The organism is Treponema sp. OMZ 788, from assembly GCF_024181245.1.
GTDB lineage: Bacteria > Spirochaetota > Spirochaetia > Treponematales > Treponemataceae > Treponema_B.
Genome location: NZ_CP051199.1, coordinates 2242954 through 2258755, shown reverse-complemented (window position 1 = coordinate 2258755; position 15802 = coordinate 2242954). Strand labels below are relative to the sequence as shown.

The following is a 15802-nucleotide window of genomic DNA, read 5'->3' as shown; positions in this document are numbered from 1 at the left end:
ACGCCTATCGGCGCGAGGAGAAAAGAATGAGAAAAGTAGTATTGGTGATTGTTTTATTTTTTTCAGTTAATTGCCTGTTTTCTGAAAAGAATAAATATTTTTTTTATGTTCCGTCAACTGAAGAAATGCAGGTTTATTTTAGTATGAAGAATTACCTTTCAGAATGGGATGCCGGCAAACGTGTAGTAGATGATTTAACTTTCGATAAAATATATCAAAATAATATTGGAAAAGAAACGATAAATAGTCTACTACTTGAAAGTTTTTTTAGAAATACACGAAATGCCAAGATACAACAGCAATTAAAAAAATATATAAAATCCAATAAAATTGACTCATCATTTTCAAAAGCAATAGTAAAGAAAATTGATTCAAAATTAGAAAAACAAAAGACATCAGAAAAAGAAGTATGGAGATATAATTATGATGATAAGGAATTTGATGAGAATATAAATTTATTCAATTTTAGAGAAGCGAATGTGTTTAATAATAAACTCGGTATGCTGCTCTTTGATAATGATTGGAATCAAATTTCTTTTAGTCAAAAAGAAAAGACTTCCGAAGATAAATTTTTTCTGATTTACGGAGGTGGTACAAACTCAATAACAATTAATTTCTATGAGAAAAATGGAGTAAAGAGAGAAGATTTGGATGTTGCGATGAACCAAGGCTATTATAAAAACAGACATCCAAATAATTGGCAGTCAATAGAGTTGGAGCGTGAAGGAATTTTATGGAATTGTGGAGCCGATAAATATATTATTGCTTTCGGAAGTGACCCGGAAGGTAGTTCAGCAACCTTTAATGCATATCTTTATGATGAAAAAGAAAAAAGATTATATTTGATGAGTACATCAATGAATTTTTCAAATATCAATATGTTTTATTCTGAAAGATATAGAATATATAATTATTTACTTTTCAATTCATTGTTTTGTTTTATAAATAAAAAATAATCAGTTCTAACACTCATATTCAACCTGCCATTGCGGAGGAGCCGCAAATGCAGGTTAAGCGAATGCTAGACGACAGCCCTCTGAGCCGGTAAAGTAATATAAATGTACAAATAAACCGTTTTATTGTCGGCAAAATAAAATTGAATTTAAATACATAAATCCGCTTTATATATTGCCGATAATGTGTTATAATATTACCTATGAATAAGATAAAATACATATCTGTTAAAGAAACTGCAAAGCGCTGGCAAATCAGTGAACGTAGTGTAAGAAATTACTGCTTGCAGGGTAGAATTGCGGGGGCTCTATTAGAAGGTAAAACATGGAAAATCCCTTCCGATGCAAAAAAGCCTCATCGAAAAACTCGTCATACAGCAAAACAAGATACTCTCTTATCATTTCTTAAACGTGAAAAAGAAGCCGGTCTGAAAGGCGGAATTTATCACAAAATTCAGATTGATCTTACTTATAATTCAAATCACATCGAAGGTTCAAAACTTACCCACGAGCAAACCCGCTTTATTTTTGAAACAAGAACTCTTGGAGTTACAGATGACGTTGTTAGAGTTGATGATATTGTTGAAACAGTCAATCATTTTCATTGTATTGATTTAATAATAGAAGGTGCACATACGAAACTTTCAGAAAGTTTTATAAAACAGCTTCATTATGTTCTAAAGTACGGTACAACTGATAGCCGAAAATCATGGTTTAAGGTTGGGGATTATAAAATGCTGGAAAACGAAGTGGGCGGTGATGAAACTACAAAACCTGCGGATGTTGCAGCAGAGATGAAAGCATTATTAACGAAATACAATTTAAAAGCTAAAATCACTTTTGATGACATCTTAGATTTTCATGTCCGGTTTGAAGCTATTCATCCATTTCAAGACGGTAATGGCCGTATTGGAAGATTAATAATTTTCAAAGAATGTCTTAAACATAATATTGTCCCTTTTATAATTACTGAAGAACTAAAAATTTACTATTACAGAGGAATTAAAAAGTGGAAAAATGAAAGAGGTTATTTAAGAGACACTTGTCTTACCGGACAGGATTTAATGAAACAATGTTTGGATTATTTCGGTATTATTTATGATTAATTATTATTTTAATTAATAGTGCTTGCATGGTTTTGCAATAAAAATCTTAAAAAATACGCTATGATTTTATAAAAACCCTTGACCCTTTTTTTTTCTATTAGTATCTTCTATCTTGTAAGACAAAATGTAGTTGGAGTTCAAATGAGTAAGAATCATGAAAAGCAGGCCGAAAAAAAACAGGCGGAGAAGGAAGAACTTGAAAAAGACCTTCAGCCTAAAGATGAGTCTGCGGTGAAAGATGAACAAGGAGCCGGATGCGGTTGCGAAACTTCAAAAGAAAGCCCTCAAGAAGACAAAGCAGAGCACAGCACTTCTTCCGGCGAAACATGCGGAAAAGAAACAGAAAATGATAAGGCTTCTGAGCTTGAAAAAAAGATAGAAGAATTGGAAGCCCAATGTAAGGACTGGCAGGATCAGTATTTACGAAAGGCTGCGGATTTTGAAAACTACCGCAAGCGCATGATTAGGGAAAAGCAGGAAGCTATCGACTATGCAAACAGCAATCTGCTTTTGGATCTTGTACAGGTTCTGGATGATTTTGACAGAGCTATTGATGCAGGTAATAATGCCGGCAAAAATCAAGGCGGAGAAGCCGCAAACAATGCCTTTGTTGAAGGCGTTGTGATGATAAAAAATCAAATGGTTTCTATGCTGAGCTCAAAGTACGGACTTAGCTATTACCCTGCAAAGGGAGAAGCCTTTGACCCGAACCTTCACGAAGCAGTTTCGATGATTCAATCGCCTGATGTAAAAGAGGCTGTTGTAGGGGAAGAGCTCCAAAAAGGTTATAAGCTAAAAGAACGAGTGATCCGTCACTCCAAGGTAATGGTCTTAATGCCTGCCGAAAAGCAGGATGAAAAAGAGGCGGAAGAAAACGAAACCGCCGATAAAACAAACGAAAATTAGGTTATAGGAGATATTGAAAATGGGAAAGATTATTGGAATTGACTTAGGAACAACAAACTCTTGTGTATCGGTAATGGAAGGCGGCGAGCCTGTTGTTATACCGAACTCTGAAGGCGGAAGAACAACTCCGTCCATTGTAGGTTTTACCTCAAAAGATGAAAGGGTTGTAGGCCAGCCTGCAAAAAACCAAATGATTACCAACCCCGAAAGAACGGTTTACTCGGTAAAACGCTTTATCGGACACCGCTACAATGAACTCACAGACGAGTTAAAGCGGGTTCCCTACAAAATCGTACCTCAGGGCGATGATGTAAGAATCGACATTGACGGAAAACTTTATTCCACACAGGAAATTTCCGCCTTTATTCTGCAAAAAATGAAAAAAACAGCCGAAGACTATCTCGGCGAAACCGTAACCGAAGCCGTTATAACTGTTCCGGCTTATTTTAATGATGCTCAAAGGCAAGCAACAAAGGATGCAGGAAAAATCGCCGGTTTGGAAGTAAAGCGAATTATAAACGAGCCCACAGCCGCTTCCTTGGCCTTCGGTTTTAACAAGGACTCTAAAAAAGAAAAAACAATCGCCGTATACGACCTTGGAGGAGGAACCTTCGATATTTCTATTCTCGAACTTGGTGACGGTGTTTTTGAAGTAAAATCCACAAACGGAGATACCCACTTAGGCGGTGACGACTTCGATAACCGAATAGTAAACTGGCTTGTTGACGAGTTTAAAAAGGATACCGGTATCGACCTTTCTAAGGATAGAATGGCCTTACAGCGCTTGCGCGAAGCTGCCGAAAAGGCAAAGATTGAGCTTTCTTCAGTTGCAAATGCCGATATAAACTTGCCCTTTATCACAGCCGATGCAAACGGGCCTAAGCACTTACAAAAGAGCTTATCCAGGGCTAAGTTCGAGCAGATGACCGAAGACCTCTTTGAAAGAACAAAGGAGCCTTGCCGCAAAGCATTGAAGGATGCCGGTATTTCTCCCGACAAAATCGACGAAATTCTTTTGGTCGGCGGTTCAACCCGAATGCCCAAAATTTTGCAGATTATAAAAGAAATTTTCGGTAAAGAAGGCTCTAAGAGCGTAAACCCCGATGAGGCAGTAGCAATGGGAGCCGCTATTCAGGGCGGTATCTTGGGAGGAGACGTTAAAGATGTTCTTCTCTTGGATGTTACTCCTCTTTCATTGGGTATCGAGACAATGGGAGGCGTATTTACTCCTCTTATCAACCGAAATACCACTATTCCGACGAGAAAGAGTCAGGTCTTCTCGACAGCTGCCGACGGACAGACTGCCGTTTCCATCCATGTATTGCAGGGTGAGCGCGGTATGGCCAGCCAGAACAGAACTCTCGGCAACTTTGACCTCGTAGGTATTCCTCCGGCACCCCGCGGCGTTCCGCAGATTGAAGTTACCTTCGATATTGATGCTAACGGTATTGTTCACGTTTCGGCTAAAGACCTCGGAACAGGAAAAGAACAGCACATCCGCATCGAAAGCTCCAGCGGCCTAAGTGAGAGCGAAATCGACAGAATGGTTAAAGAGGCTGAGGCCAATGCCGAAAACGATAAGCTTGAAAGAGAAAAGGTTGAGGCAAAAAATAATGCAGACTCTCTTATTTATCAAACCGAAAAAACTCTCAAAGAAATGGGAGACAAGATAGGGGCTGCCGATAAGCAGCAGATTGAAACTGCAATAGCCGATTTAAAACAGTCTCTTACTTCGGATAATACGGCCGACATTAAGGCAAAGACCGAAAGCCTCCAGCAGGCAGCCTATAAGATTGCAGAAGAAATGTACAAGCAGCAAGGAGCTCAAGCAGGAGCAGATCCCAACGCAGGAGCTCAGGGTGCTCAGCAGGGCGGCCCCAATTACGGTGCTTCCGGAGCAGGCCCCAACACCGGTACAGCCGATGATGTTGACTATGAAGTCGTAAATGATGATAATGATAAATAAATAGACAAAAGAACTAAAAGAGCGGAGAAGAGTATATCTTTTCTCCGCTTAATAAATTTTTATACTGGGAGTTTTTAGTGCCGGCATCTAAAAGAGACTATTATGAGGTTTTAGGCGTAGATAAAAAGGCCTCAAATGACGAAATCAAAAAAGCATATCGAAAATTAGCAATCAAATATCATCCCGATAAAAACCAAGGGGATAAGGCAGCTGAAGAAAAATTTAAAGAAGCAACTGAAGCTTATGAAATTCTTATCGATGAAAAAAAGCGCAGCATGTATGACCAATTCGGCCATGCAGGTGTAGACGGAATGTCCGGCGGCGGAGGCTATGATCCTTCAGCCTTCCAAGGTTTTGAAGACATCTTCGGAGGCGGCTTTTCCGATATTTTTGAAAATTTATTCGGGAGTGCTTTCGGACGAAGCTCAGGCTTTGGAGGCCGTCATGCAGGACCTATGCGCGGCTCAAACCTTCGTTATGATCTTCAAATTTCTTTTGTCGATGCAGTTTACGGCAAAAAAGCCGAGTTAAGCTATACCCGCAACGAAAAATGCTCCGAATGTCACGGATCAGGCAGTGAAAGCGGCAGTTCAAAGAAGATGTGCCCTGATTGTAAGGGAACAGGACAGGTACGCCAAAGTAACGGCTTTTTTTCAATATCTAGGCCATGTCCGACCTGCGGCGGTGAAGGCTCTATAATAGAAAAACCGTGTAAAAAATGCGGCGGAAACGGCTTAGAACGAAAAAAACAGAGAATAATAGTTACCATTCCTGCCGGTGTCGAAAACGGAAAACGCATTACAATCCCAAGCCAGGGAAGTGCCGGTCAGGGCGGAGGAGACTACGGAGACCTATTTGTATTTATCTTTGTACAAGCCCATCCTCATTTTGAACGGAATGGAATCGACCTCTATTGTGCAGTCCCCATCTCGATGACTCAGGCTGCCTTGGGCGGAGAAATAAACATTAAATCCCTTGACGAAAAAAACCTTAAAGCTTAAAATCCCTGCCGGAACGCAAAACGGAAAACTTTTAAGAATCCGGGGCGAAGGAGTTCCAACAGGTATAGGCCGAAAGGGAGATCTTTATATTCAAATTCAAGTTCAAATTCCTTCAAAGTTGTCATCAAAGTCAAAAAAACTTTTGCAGGAAATTTCCGAACTTGAGGGCGAAAATGAAAATCCAAGCCTCATAGCCTTAAAGGATTTGCCTTAAAATAGTCAGTTAGACTTTTTTCTACTTTATCTTTATTTTATTTTATGATATAATGCCTCTTAAGCTGGAGAGGTCATAATGATAAAATTACGCAAATTACTTTCAAATATTCTAATAAGTATTGGAATGGGTAGTGTTTTTGCTCTTTTCTTGATATTTATAAGTCCAAGGTTTTTGTTTTTAGGTAAATTTTATTCTGCTAATGATATGACTCTGGCTGTAAGCCGTTTGGCAAGGATCCCTGAGATAACTCAGTTTCACAGATTTGTCATCGGAGCCTTGGTCTTTGTCATTGTTGCAATATTTGCAGACTATCTTATACGTACATTTTATAAAAAAATAGAAAACAAGGCATATGATAAACCTAAGACTAAGGTATTCACCGAATTCTTAAAAAAAATCAGGTTTTGTTATACTATCGAAAATTTGATAGATACCGTTCAAAACGAGCTTGAGTATTCAGGCGATTGCTCGGTTATGATTGTAGATCCTGTTGAAAATATCGTATTATATAACAGTTCCTCAAGATTTGCATCCTCTCCCGAAACTTTTTCTTCGCTTCATGAAATTACGGCAGAATACAAGGAAGGCGTTTATTTTTTTAATGCAGGGATGCAGAAATGTAAACTAAAAAAAGCACGGATTGCTGCGGTACTCTTAGAAAAAATCCATTTTTTTATTATTTGCGGATATTTTAATGAGGTTGAGTCCGAAATTTTTGATACAATGTTTTCCGAACTTTTGACCTACCAAAACAGAGTTACTACTCTTGAGCAGCTTTTACATTTTTCTGAATTAAGTCAGGAATGGAACATGGTTGCCAATACACAGAGAGCCTTCTTACCGCAAAAACTTCCTGAAATGCCCATGCTTGAACTTGCCGCTTATTTTAAACCTCTTGTAAATGTATCAGGCGATTATTATGATGCTATTAAGGTTGATGATAATAAGACGCTTTTAGTTGTAGGTGATGTTTCCGGTAAGGGGCTTTCGGCGGCTTTGGTTATGGGTATTGTTGTAAATACGCTTAAAATAGCAAAGAATAAAGAAGATCTTCCTGCACTGATTTTGGCTGTTGACAGTGCTATAAAGCGAATGGGCCTTTTGGATAAATATACGGTTTTATTTTTAGGCTTGGTCGATACCGAAAAAATGACTATAAAATATGTTAATGCCTCAATGGAAGATCCTATGATTCTCACGGAATCTCCTGACGGATATAAGGTGAAGGTTCTAGAATCTACTTGCAGCATTGTAGGGATTATTGAATTTGATAAAATAGAAGTGCATGAAAGGCCTCTTTATCGGGGTGATGTAATTTTGATGATGACAGACGGTGTGCCCGAGGCTATGAATGATGAAGGTGTCGAATTAGCTGAGACCGGCACATATATGGAATCTATAAAATCTTTTGTTCAATATAGTGCAGATGATATAGTTAAAAAGGTTGCAGGTTTGGCTTATACTCATGCAGGTAATCAGCCCATGAGGGATGACATTACTATAATGTGTGCTAAGGTTAAGGGGTAAATTATGGGTCTGATTGTTTTTGTATTCTTTTTTCTGGTCGTTTTAACCATATTGGCTATAAGCCTTGTTTTCAGAAAAGAACCCCATGCTCGAGATCTTTTTATGATTGCAGGTACTACGGTAATCACTACCTTGCTGTTTTTAATCTTAATATTGGCCTTATATTTTAACTTTTCGAATATCATTGTTATTGTTTCTAAAATATTTATGATGGGCATGGTTTTAATTTCGTTTTTTACCTTGCAGTTTACGGTAAAAATGCCTTATTTTGAGCCCCAAAAAAACATTACTTTTACAGTGTTCAATGGTATTTTGCATTTGCTAATTGCTTCATTGGCAATTTTCTTTATAAAAGGCTTTTTTTGGAATCCCTTATCGGGTTTTAAATTTGCATCTGTTATACTTGCCGGTAATCCCGCAGCAGATATTTTTGAAAGAACTCTTCTTTTGTTTATACCTATTTTGGCGATGGGTATTTCTATATATAAAATTTTTAATGAAAGAAGTAGAATTCACAAACAGCAGATGATAATATTTTTTGCGGCACTTCTTCTTTGTGCAATCCTTTGGGGTATTGTATATTATCTTGCTACAATATTTTCATGGGCAATTGCTATAACGCCCCTTGGTTATCTTCTTTTAGTTTTCTTTACTTCATCAGGATTTTCTACCTCAATGGTTTATGATAGAAAACAATTGGCCTTTGCTCTACTTAGATTTTTGACCTTCATTTTAATTTTTGCGGCCATGACAGGATTTTGGGCTTCGTGGGTTTTGACATATGTTCGAAATTTTTATGTTCAGGTTATTTTGTTGGTTGTTGGAGCTCTTGTTTCTCTGGTTATCAGAAATTTTGTATCGCAAAAATTTAGATGGTTCTTGGGTGATAAATCCGAATATGCAAGTGCTATTGAAGAAAAAATTACAGCAGCTAGATTATACTGAAGGCCGCGAAAAAGTCATGAATACATTTTCGAATATTTTGCTGGAGCGGCTTAATGCCGGATCCATAAATATATTCATTGCAAGCGAAAGCGAAACCTTGGAACCTGTTTACTCTACATTGGGTGTAACTTCAACTTTTAATGCCAATCAGCCTATCTTTGAATTTTTGTTGAATGAGAATATTCAGGTTATAATGAGATCACAAGTTTTAACAAATCCTTCTTTTTCGAGTGTTCGAAGCGAATTGATCGGCTTTATGAACAGTGTAGATGCCGAAATATTGATTTGTGTACGCGAGAGTCAAAAGTTAATAGGCGTTATTTCTGTTTCTTCCAAAAAAAGAAACGAAGCTTATACAACTTATGATTTTGATGTATTAAACAGTCTTTACTCTTACTTCTTTTTGGTTGTTTACTATTTAAGGAATATTGCAAAGCAGGATATTGTTCTTATTCTCGATAGGGAGATAGAAATGTCCGATCAAATTATCGGAGCAATTCAAAAGAATATAGATATTGTAGAAAAAAAAGTTATCGATGTGGATTCTGTTGCTTTTTCGGCCCACCAGTTAGGAGGCGATTTTACAGACTTTATTAGATTATCTGAGGATAGATATTTATTTTTGATAGGTGATGTTTCAGGTAAGGGTTTGAGTGCAAGTATGTCAATGGTTATTTTGAAATCCGTTATGCATACCTATCTTTCTGAAACGCCGGATTTTAAAGAGCTTGTTGTAAAAATAAATTCATTTATTAAAAATAATCTTCCTAAGGGAACCTTCCTTGCAGGTCTTTTCGGTATTATAGATTTTAAGACTTCAACAATATATTATCTTAACTGCGGTATTCCTCTCATGTCGATGTACATTGATTCTTATAAAAATGTTATCGAAATACAGGGAGAAGGAAGAGTATTGGGTTTTGTAAAAAATATCAGACCTTTCCTAAAGGTAAGAAAAATAACAATGAACCGTAACGATATTATAGTATTTACTACTGACGGTTTGCTGGATTCAAAAAACTTAAAAGGAGATAAATTTGGAAATGATAGAGTACGCCGCTTAATTGCAGCGAATAAGACTAAGTCTGCTAAAGAGATTTCCAATGCAATATATAAAACTTTTTTGGATTATATTGCCCATGAAATTGAAGATGATATCACTATTATGACATTTAAACATATATAAGGAAGTTTTATGGAGAATTTAATTATTAATGAATCGCATGTATCCGGACGTTTGTTATTAACTATCGAAGGCACTGTTAATCTTTATACATCCGGTGATTTTGAAAAAAAAGTATATTCAGCAATTAAAGATCATGATACAATTTTGGATTTATCAAAAGTAACAACATTATCATCATCGGGAATCGGAGTGCTGATGTCTGCTCATAACGATAGCGAAGATAATGGGCACAAGATGTATATTTTGAATCCTGCTAAGGATGTCAAAATGGCTTTGGACTCAACGGGTTTTTCTGATGTCTTTAACATTATCCATTCAGTTAATGAGATCTAAATAGTTTTACAATATTAAAATATGTATTTTTCTATAAAAAAAAATTTCTCGTTATTTCTCTTTTTGATATTGGTGTGTTCTATTTATCCCAAGGATAAATTAGCAGATGAAGATGTATATAAAAAAGTTTATACATATATTTCAAAAAGATTTCCTAAACAGATCTTTGATAAAATAGATAAAAACCGTGTCATTTTTTTTAAAGATTTAAATGTTGTTCTCAAAAATGAAAAAGAAGATGAATTGATTTTGGTGGATAAACTTAACCGTCTTGATAAAAATTATACACCTAAAAATATTATATTATTGGTAAATATAAAAGACAGAAAATATGTTCTTTATCGGCATGATATTTATCTTGCAAAAATTGCCGAGAGGCCATTGCAGCGGATATCTGAAGCGGCACAAAAAGATGGTGTTGAAATATTGATTAGATCCGCTTATAGAGATTATACACATCAATCTCAACTTTTCAAAAAATATGTTAAAGAATATGGACCGCATGAAACTTCCATATTTTCTGCGCAGCCGGGAGCTAGTCAGCACCAGCTCGGTACTGCAATTGATTTGGGGAGTATTGACGATTCTTATGCCGATACTGCTGCAGGAAAATGGATGCTTAAAAACGCATGGAAGTACGGTTGGTCCCTATCTTACCCTAAAGATATGGAGCATATTACAGGGTATAAATGGGAGAGCTGGCACTATAGGTATTTGGGCGTTGAGGCTTGCAAGTTTCAAAAGGAATGGTTTGGCGATATTCAACAATATATGCTGGAATTTATTGACCTTTGGAAAAAAGAGAAAGCAAAGCTAAATTAGTTGTTTATATCTTTTTCGGAAAGCCCGAATCCTTCTTCCTCGCAGTTATGAATTCCGTATGGTTCAATGTGTACCATTACATCGTAAACATTTTCTATTTTTTCTTTGATTGCTGAGGTTACTTTTTCTGCTATAGAATGCCCCTCGCAGATGCTTATTCCGGCATCGACCTCAATATCCAAATCTATATCTAAGAGATTTGCCATCCTCCTTATTCTTGCTCGGTGAGGATTATGAGCTCCTTCAACGGAATTTACGGCCTCAAATAATTGTTTGTACAAAATATCGTTTGTATTTCCGTCCATTAATTCAACATTCAGCTCCATAAAAAGCTCTATGGCTGACTTCATAATCCAAAGGCTTACAAGAAGGGCCGTAATTGCATCAAAAAAAGGAGCCTTAAAAAAATGTGAAATTGCAAGGCCTGTTAAAACCGAACCGGAAAGAATTACATCATTTGTCATATTTTTTGCATTAGCCTGAATCATCATGCTGCCGGCTTTTTTGCCCAATATATGTTGGTTTAAGGCTAAAAGGAGTTTAATTGCGATTGAAGACAGGGTGACGATAAGCGCAAGTATATGAGGCATCGGAATAGCTGCCGTTCCTCTATAAACATTTATAAGTTTTCCTCCGGCTGTCAAAAAAAGTTGAAAACCTGCTGTCATGATAATAAAGGCCAAGATTAAAGAAGCCATGGTTTCAGCCCTTTGATGCCCCCACGGATGTTCTTTATCCGACGGACGGCTTATTATAAAACTGACTGCAAGAGTCATAACGGAAATCGCTACATCTGTTGCAGAGTCGATGCCGTCGCCTATTACCGAAAGGCTGTCTGCATAAATTCCCACTATAAGTTTTGCTGTGCAGATTATTATATTTCCGATAAGAGCCGTAAGAGAGGCGATTCTAACGATTTTTATTCTGTTATCACTATTCATTTGTTTAGTATACCAAAACGTCAAAATAAAATCAATCTTGAATTAAATGGCAGGCTGTAAAATGGCCTTCTTCGGTTTCGATTAATTTAGGCTGAATTAGTGTACACTTTTCAAAAGCCTTTGGGCAGCGTTTGTAAAAGCGGCAGCCTTGGGGCGGATTGATTGCACTGCTTATTTCTCCCTTAATATGAATACGCCGTGCCGACATGGGAGCATCTATATCGGTACTTGGTATTGCAGAAATTAAGGCTTGCGAATAAGGATGAATCGGTTTTTTATATAGGTCTGCACTTTTTGCAAACTCTACAAGTTTCCCCGAATACATAACGCCTACCTTATCGGAAATATATTTTACGATAGATAAATCGTGAGCAATAAATAGATAGGTCATTTTAAATTCTTTTTGAAGTCTTATCAATAAATTTATTATCTGAGCTTGAATCGAAACGTCGAGAGAAGAAATCGGCTCATCGCAGACTATAAACTCAGGCTGCACAGCCAAGGCCCTTGCAATTCCTATCCTTTGTCTTTGACCGCCTGAAAATTCATGAGGAAATCTATTTGCATGTTCGGGAACAAGACCTACCGTTTCAAGAAGAGAGTATACGGCCTCTTCTCTTTCTTTTTTTGTTTTATACAAATTATGTGCTTCCATGCCCTCCGAAATAATTTGCGAAATTGTCATGCGGGGGTTAAAAGAAGCAAAGGGATCCTGTAAAATTATTTGGGCTCTCTTTTTAAAAGCATGCAATTCTTTTTTTGAGGCTGAACCGATTTCGGTCCCGTCAAAAATTATTTTTCCCCCGTTGGGGCGGTAAAGGCCGAGGACCGTTCTTCCCAGAGTGGTTTTTCCGCAGCCGGATTCGCCTACTATGCCTACCGTTTCTCCGCGGTTTACCGAAAAGCTTACATCATCGACTGCATGTAAAATTTCTTTACGGTTCAATCGAAAAAACTTTTTTAAATTGCAAACTTCTAAAAGAGTATCAGCCATTGTTTTTTCCTTTTGCAAAATCATGCTGAAGCCAGCAGGAAGTAAGATGATCCTCGCTTACCCTCATTTCGGGAGGTCTATGTATAAGGCAAACCTTCATACATTTTTCGCACCTGTCTGCAAAGGCGCAGCCTTTTGAAAGAGAAAGCATATCGGGATGATTGCCTTCCGGCGCATAAAGTTTATTTTCTTTTAATTGGTCTACTGAGGGGACGGCTGCGAGCAATGCCTTAGTGTAAGGGTGTTGGGCGTTTTTAAAAATATGCTCGGCCCTTCCGCGCTCGATAATTTTTCCGGCATACATAACCTGAATGCGGTCTGCAACTTCTGCTGCAATTCCGAGGTCGTGGGTGATGAGCATTACGGCTGTCTTTGTTTCTTTTTGAATTTTTTGTATCAGCTCCAAGATTTCGGCTTGAATTGTAACATCCAGGGCAGTTGTCGGTTCATCTGCAATTAAAATTTTAGGATTACTTGCAAGGGCTATAGAAATTAAAACCCTTTGCCTCATGCCTCCCGAAAATTCGTGAGGATATTGTTTTAGCCTTTTTTCCGGATCAGGGATTTGAGCCAGCTCTAATATTTTTATTGTTCGCACTAAGGCTTCTTTTTTGCTTACCTTTTGATGAATCAAAATGCTTTCCATGACCTGTTTACCTATTGGCATTGTAGGGTTTAGATAGCTCAAGGGGTCTTGAAATATCATGGATATTTCGTTTCCTCTTATGTGCTGCATTTCTTCTTCGGAGTATTCCAAGATATTTTTATCTTCAAAAATAATTTGTGATTTTTCGTGTATGCGTGTTTTTTTTCCGGGGAGGAGTTTTAAAATCGAATGAGCCGTAACGCTTTTTCCGCAGCCTGACTCTCCGACAAGAACAAGCGTTTCATCTTCGTATAGATTAAAAGAGATTCCGTTCACGGCATGAATTGTTCCGCCGTAATTTTTAAATGTAACTTCTAAATCTTTAACTTGTAAAATAGGCTTCATTTATACTTCCTTAAATGCGGGTCCATTGCATCCCGCAGTGCATCGCCTATAATCTGCAAGGATAAAATTGTCATGCTTATAAAAAGAGCCGGAAAAAATAATTGGTAAGGAAAAAAAAGCATTGTTTTTTGAGCTTCCGAAGCTAAGACTCCCCAGCTTGTATAAGGCGGCTGAATGCCTAAGCCTATATAAGATAAAAAGGCTTCACCGAAAATAAATGAAGGAATATCAAATGTTAGGGCTATTATCATAATGCTAACAGTGTTGGGAAGTAAATGTTTTAAGATAATTTTAAATGAGCTTGTGCCTAAGGCTCGGGCCGCCAAAATAAAATCTTGATTTTTTATCTGTAAGACCTGACCGCGCACAAGACGAGCCGTAAAGCACCAACCTGTAATTGTCATTGCAATGATAATAGAAAAAATTCCTTTGCCGAAAATAAGAGAAATTAAAATCGCCGTAATTAAATACGGAATGCTTGAAAGGATTTCGACAATACGCATCATGATTGTATCGGTTCTTCCTCCGGCATAGGCTGAAGCTCCTCCATAAATTAAACCTATGCTCATGTCGATAGCCGCTCCTACAATTGCAATTATAAGAGAAACCCGTCCGCCTTTACAGACTCGTGTAAATATATCGCGGCCTAATTCATCGGTTCCGAAAAAATGAGAAAAAGAAGGGCTTAGATTTTTTTCTTTTAGGTTTCCGTCATCTGCGGAGTATCCGCTTACAACAGGGCCCAATGTGCATATCAAAATAATTAAGCCTAAAACTGCACAAGAAAAAATAGCCCTCTTGCTCTTTTTAAATCTCCGTCTTACATCTTCCCAAAAACCTATGCTTACCCTTGTCGTTTGAAGCGTTTTTTTTGTTCTTATTACCGGTTCAAAATCAGCCGGAGTTAAATTGACTTCTTTAAGATGGTCATCCGTATTTAATATTTTTTCATCCATTTTTAAATAACCTCATTTTTTGCTTGGACCTTAATTCTCGGATCAAGCAAGTTATAAGCTATATCTACTATAATGAGAGATGTTACATATAAAAAAGAAATAAAAATTGTTTGCCCCATTACCATTGTATAATCCCTTTCGGAAATTGAGCGTACAAAATATGAGCCTAAGCCCGGAACAGAAAAAATATTTTCGATGATAAAAGTTCCCGTAAATGTAAATGCAATTTGAGGGCCGAGCATGGTTATGATAGGCAAAAATGCATTACGCAAAATATGGCTTTTTATAATTCTTATCTGTGAAGCACCCTTTGCTCTTGCAGTTAAAATATAATCTTGATTTATAATATCCAAATAGTTGGAACGCATATATCGGGAATACTTTGCAACAGGGCCTATGGCTAAGGCCAAGGAAGGCAGAACGGTATATTTAAAACTGCCCCAGCCCGTAATAGGCAGAAGATTATGTTTGATGCCACAAAAATATTGCAGAGTTTGTCCCAACACAAAATTGGGAATGGAAATTCCTATAACAGCAATTAAGATTACACTGTAATCGAATTTTTTTCCGCGGTTTACGGCTGCTACGATGCCTAACACTAAACCTACCGATACTCCGAAAAATAAGGCTTGAAGTCCCAGCCTCGCCGACACGGGTGCATGGGTTTTTATTACATCTGTAACAAGTCTTCCGCGGTAATAAAGTGAAGTGCCTAAATCTCCCTTAACCAAAAGATTTTTCCAAAAAACTATATACTGAGTAACAAGAGGTTTATCGTATCCGTATTGCGAGTAAAGCTCATTGCGTCTTTCTTCAGGTAAATTTTCCGCTATTGTTTCAATCGGGTTCCCCGGAATAATATGCACCAAAAAAAAGGTAATACTGGCAACAATGAACATTGTAAGAATACCATATAAAATTCTCTTAAAAATAAAGTTAAGCATCTTTAAAGTGAGCC

General features: G+C 37.4%; 14 protein-coding genes and 1 pseudogene. 10 read left to right on the top strand and 5 right to left on the bottom strand.

Going from position 1 to position 15802, the window contains the following annotated elements:
* Positions 1-26: 26 nt before the first annotated feature.
* From E4O00_RS11235 to E4O00_RS11190, 10 genes and pseudogenes are all read left to right on the top strand, one after another.
* Positions 27-956 carry a hypothetical protein gene (locus E4O00_RS11235; protein ID WP_253677452.1) on the top strand — a complete coding sequence of 310 codons (930 nt, stop codon included), beginning with the start codon at positions 27-29 and terminating at the stop codon, positions 954-956.
* A gap of 200 nt (positions 957-1156) precedes the next feature.
* Positions 1157-2059, top strand: a complete 903-nt coding sequence (locus E4O00_RS11230; RefSeq protein WP_253677451.1) for a Fic family protein — start codon at positions 1157-1159, stop codon at positions 2057-2059.
* Positions 2060-2200: 141 nt separating this feature from the next.
* Positions 2201-2965, top strand: a complete 765-nt coding sequence (locus tag E4O00_RS11225) for a nucleotide exchange factor GrpE (protein WP_253677450.1) — start codon at positions 2201-2203, stop codon at positions 2963-2965.
* A 19-nt stretch (positions 2966-2984) separates the two neighbouring features.
* A complete protein-coding gene (gene dnaK / locus E4O00_RS11220) occupies positions 2985-4931 on the top strand; it encodes a molecular chaperone DnaK (RefSeq protein WP_253677449.1) in 1947 nt (648 codons plus the stop codon).
* 77 nt (positions 4932-5008) lie between these two features.
* Positions 5009-6146: pseudogene (gene dnaJ, locus E4O00_RS11215) on the top strand (molecular chaperone DnaJ).
* 78 nt (positions 6147-6224) lie between these two features.
* The gene (locus tag E4O00_RS11210; protein ID WP_253677448.1) at positions 6225-7676 is read left to right on the top strand and encodes a PP2C family protein-serine/threonine phosphatase; all 1452 of its coding nucleotides are present in this window, start codon (positions 6225-6227) and stop codon (positions 7674-7676) included.
* A 3-nt stretch (positions 7677-7679) separates the two neighbouring features.
* Positions 7680-8621 carry a hypothetical protein gene (locus E4O00_RS11205; protein ID WP_253677447.1) on the top strand — a complete coding sequence of 314 codons (942 nt, stop codon included), beginning with the start codon at positions 7680-7682 and terminating at the stop codon, positions 8619-8621.
* Positions 8587-9807: a PP2C family protein-serine/threonine phosphatase gene (locus E4O00_RS11200; RefSeq protein WP_253677446.1), complete on the top strand. Its 1221-nt coding sequence runs from the start codon at positions 8587-8589 to the stop codon at positions 9805-9807. Before E4O00_RS11205 ends, E4O00_RS11200 begins: the two co-directional genes overlap by 35 nt.
* Before the next feature lie 9 nt (positions 9808-9816).
* A complete protein-coding gene (locus E4O00_RS11195) occupies positions 9817-10140 on the top strand; it encodes an STAS domain-containing protein (RefSeq protein WP_253677445.1) in 324 nt (107 codons plus the stop codon).
* A 21-nt stretch (positions 10141-10161) separates the two neighbouring features.
* Positions 10162-10962, top strand: coding sequence for a M15 family metallopeptidase (locus tag E4O00_RS11190; protein ID WP_253677444.1), 801 nt, complete (start codon positions 10162-10164; stop codon positions 10960-10962).
* Here E4O00_RS11190 and E4O00_RS11185 read toward each other — a convergent pair.
* From E4O00_RS11185 to E4O00_RS11165, 5 genes are read right to left on the bottom strand one after another with little or no spacing between them, the layout of a single operon-like run.
* On the bottom strand, positions 10959-11903 hold the full coding sequence (locus E4O00_RS11185) for a cation diffusion facilitator family transporter (RefSeq protein ID WP_253677443.1): 945 nt from the start codon (positions 11901-11903) through the stop codon (positions 10959-10961). The two genes, E4O00_RS11190 and E4O00_RS11185, sit on opposite strands and share 4 nt — an antisense overlap.
* 31 nt (positions 11904-11934) lie before the next feature.
* Positions 11935-12897, bottom strand: coding sequence for an ABC transporter ATP-binding protein (locus E4O00_RS11180; RefSeq protein WP_253677442.1), 963 nt, complete (start codon positions 12895-12897; stop codon positions 11935-11937).
* A complete protein-coding gene (locus tag E4O00_RS11175) occupies positions 12890-13888 on the bottom strand; it encodes an ABC transporter ATP-binding protein (RefSeq protein ID WP_253677441.1) in 999 nt (332 codons plus the stop codon). The genes E4O00_RS11180 and E4O00_RS11175 overlap by 8 nt, the downstream gene beginning before the upstream one ends.
* Positions 13885-14844, bottom strand: a complete 960-nt coding sequence (locus tag E4O00_RS11170) for an ABC transporter permease (protein WP_253677440.1) — start codon at positions 14842-14844, stop codon at positions 13885-13887. Before E4O00_RS11170 ends, E4O00_RS11175 begins: the two co-directional genes overlap by 4 nt.
* Before the next feature lie 2 nt (positions 14845-14846).
* Positions 14847-15788, bottom strand: a complete 942-nt coding sequence (locus tag E4O00_RS11165) for an ABC transporter permease (protein WP_253677439.1) — start codon at positions 15786-15788, stop codon at positions 14847-14849.
* Between the last annotated feature and the right edge of the window lie 14 nt (positions 15789-15802).

Excerpts from the sequence above, each read along its gene's own strand:
- E4O00_RS11165 (WP_253677439.1), bottom strand. The coding sequence starts at position 15,788 with ATGCTTAACTTTATTTTTAAGAGAATTTTATATGGTATTCTTACAATG.
- dnaK (WP_253677449.1), top strand. The coding sequence starts at position 2,985 with ATGGGAAAGATTATTGGAATTGACTTAGGAACAACAAACTCTTGTGTA.
- E4O00_RS11235 (WP_253677452.1), top strand. The coding sequence starts at position 27 with ATGAGAAAAGTAGTATTGGTGATTGTTTTATTTTTTTCAGTTAATTGC.
- E4O00_RS11170 (WP_253677440.1), bottom strand. The coding sequence starts at position 14,844 with ATGGATGAAAAAATATTAAATACGGATGACCATCTTAAAGAAGTCAAT.
- E4O00_RS11175 (WP_253677441.1), bottom strand. The coding sequence starts at position 13,888 with ATGAAGCCTATTTTACAAGTTAAAGATTTAGAAGTTACATTTAAAAAT.
- E4O00_RS11205 (WP_253677447.1), top strand. The coding sequence starts at position 7,680 with ATGGGTCTGATTGTTTTTGTATTCTTTTTTCTGGTCGTTTTAACCATA.
- E4O00_RS11195 (WP_253677445.1), top strand. The coding sequence starts at position 9,817 with ATGGAGAATTTAATTATTAATGAATCGCATGTATCCGGACGTTTGTTA.
- E4O00_RS11180 (WP_253677442.1), bottom strand. The coding sequence starts at position 12,897 with ATGGCTGATACTCTTTTAGAAGTTTGCAATTTAAAAAAGTTTTTTCGA.
- E4O00_RS11210 (WP_253677448.1), top strand. The coding sequence starts at position 6,225 with ATGATAAAATTACGCAAATTACTTTCAAATATTCTAATAAGTATTGGA.
- E4O00_RS11230 (WP_253677451.1), top strand. The coding sequence starts at position 1,157 with ATGAATAAGATAAAATACATATCTGTTAAAGAAACTGCAAAGCGCTGG.
- E4O00_RS11225 (WP_253677450.1), top strand. The coding sequence starts at position 2,201 with ATGAGTAAGAATCATGAAAAGCAGGCCGAAAAAAAACAGGCGGAGAAG.
- E4O00_RS11190 (WP_253677444.1), top strand. The coding sequence starts at position 10,162 with ATGTATTTTTCTATAAAAAAAAATTTCTCGTTATTTCTCTTTTTGATA.
- E4O00_RS11185 (WP_253677443.1), bottom strand. The coding sequence starts at position 11,903 with ATGAATAGTGATAACAGAATAAAAATCGTTAGAATCGCCTCTCTTACG.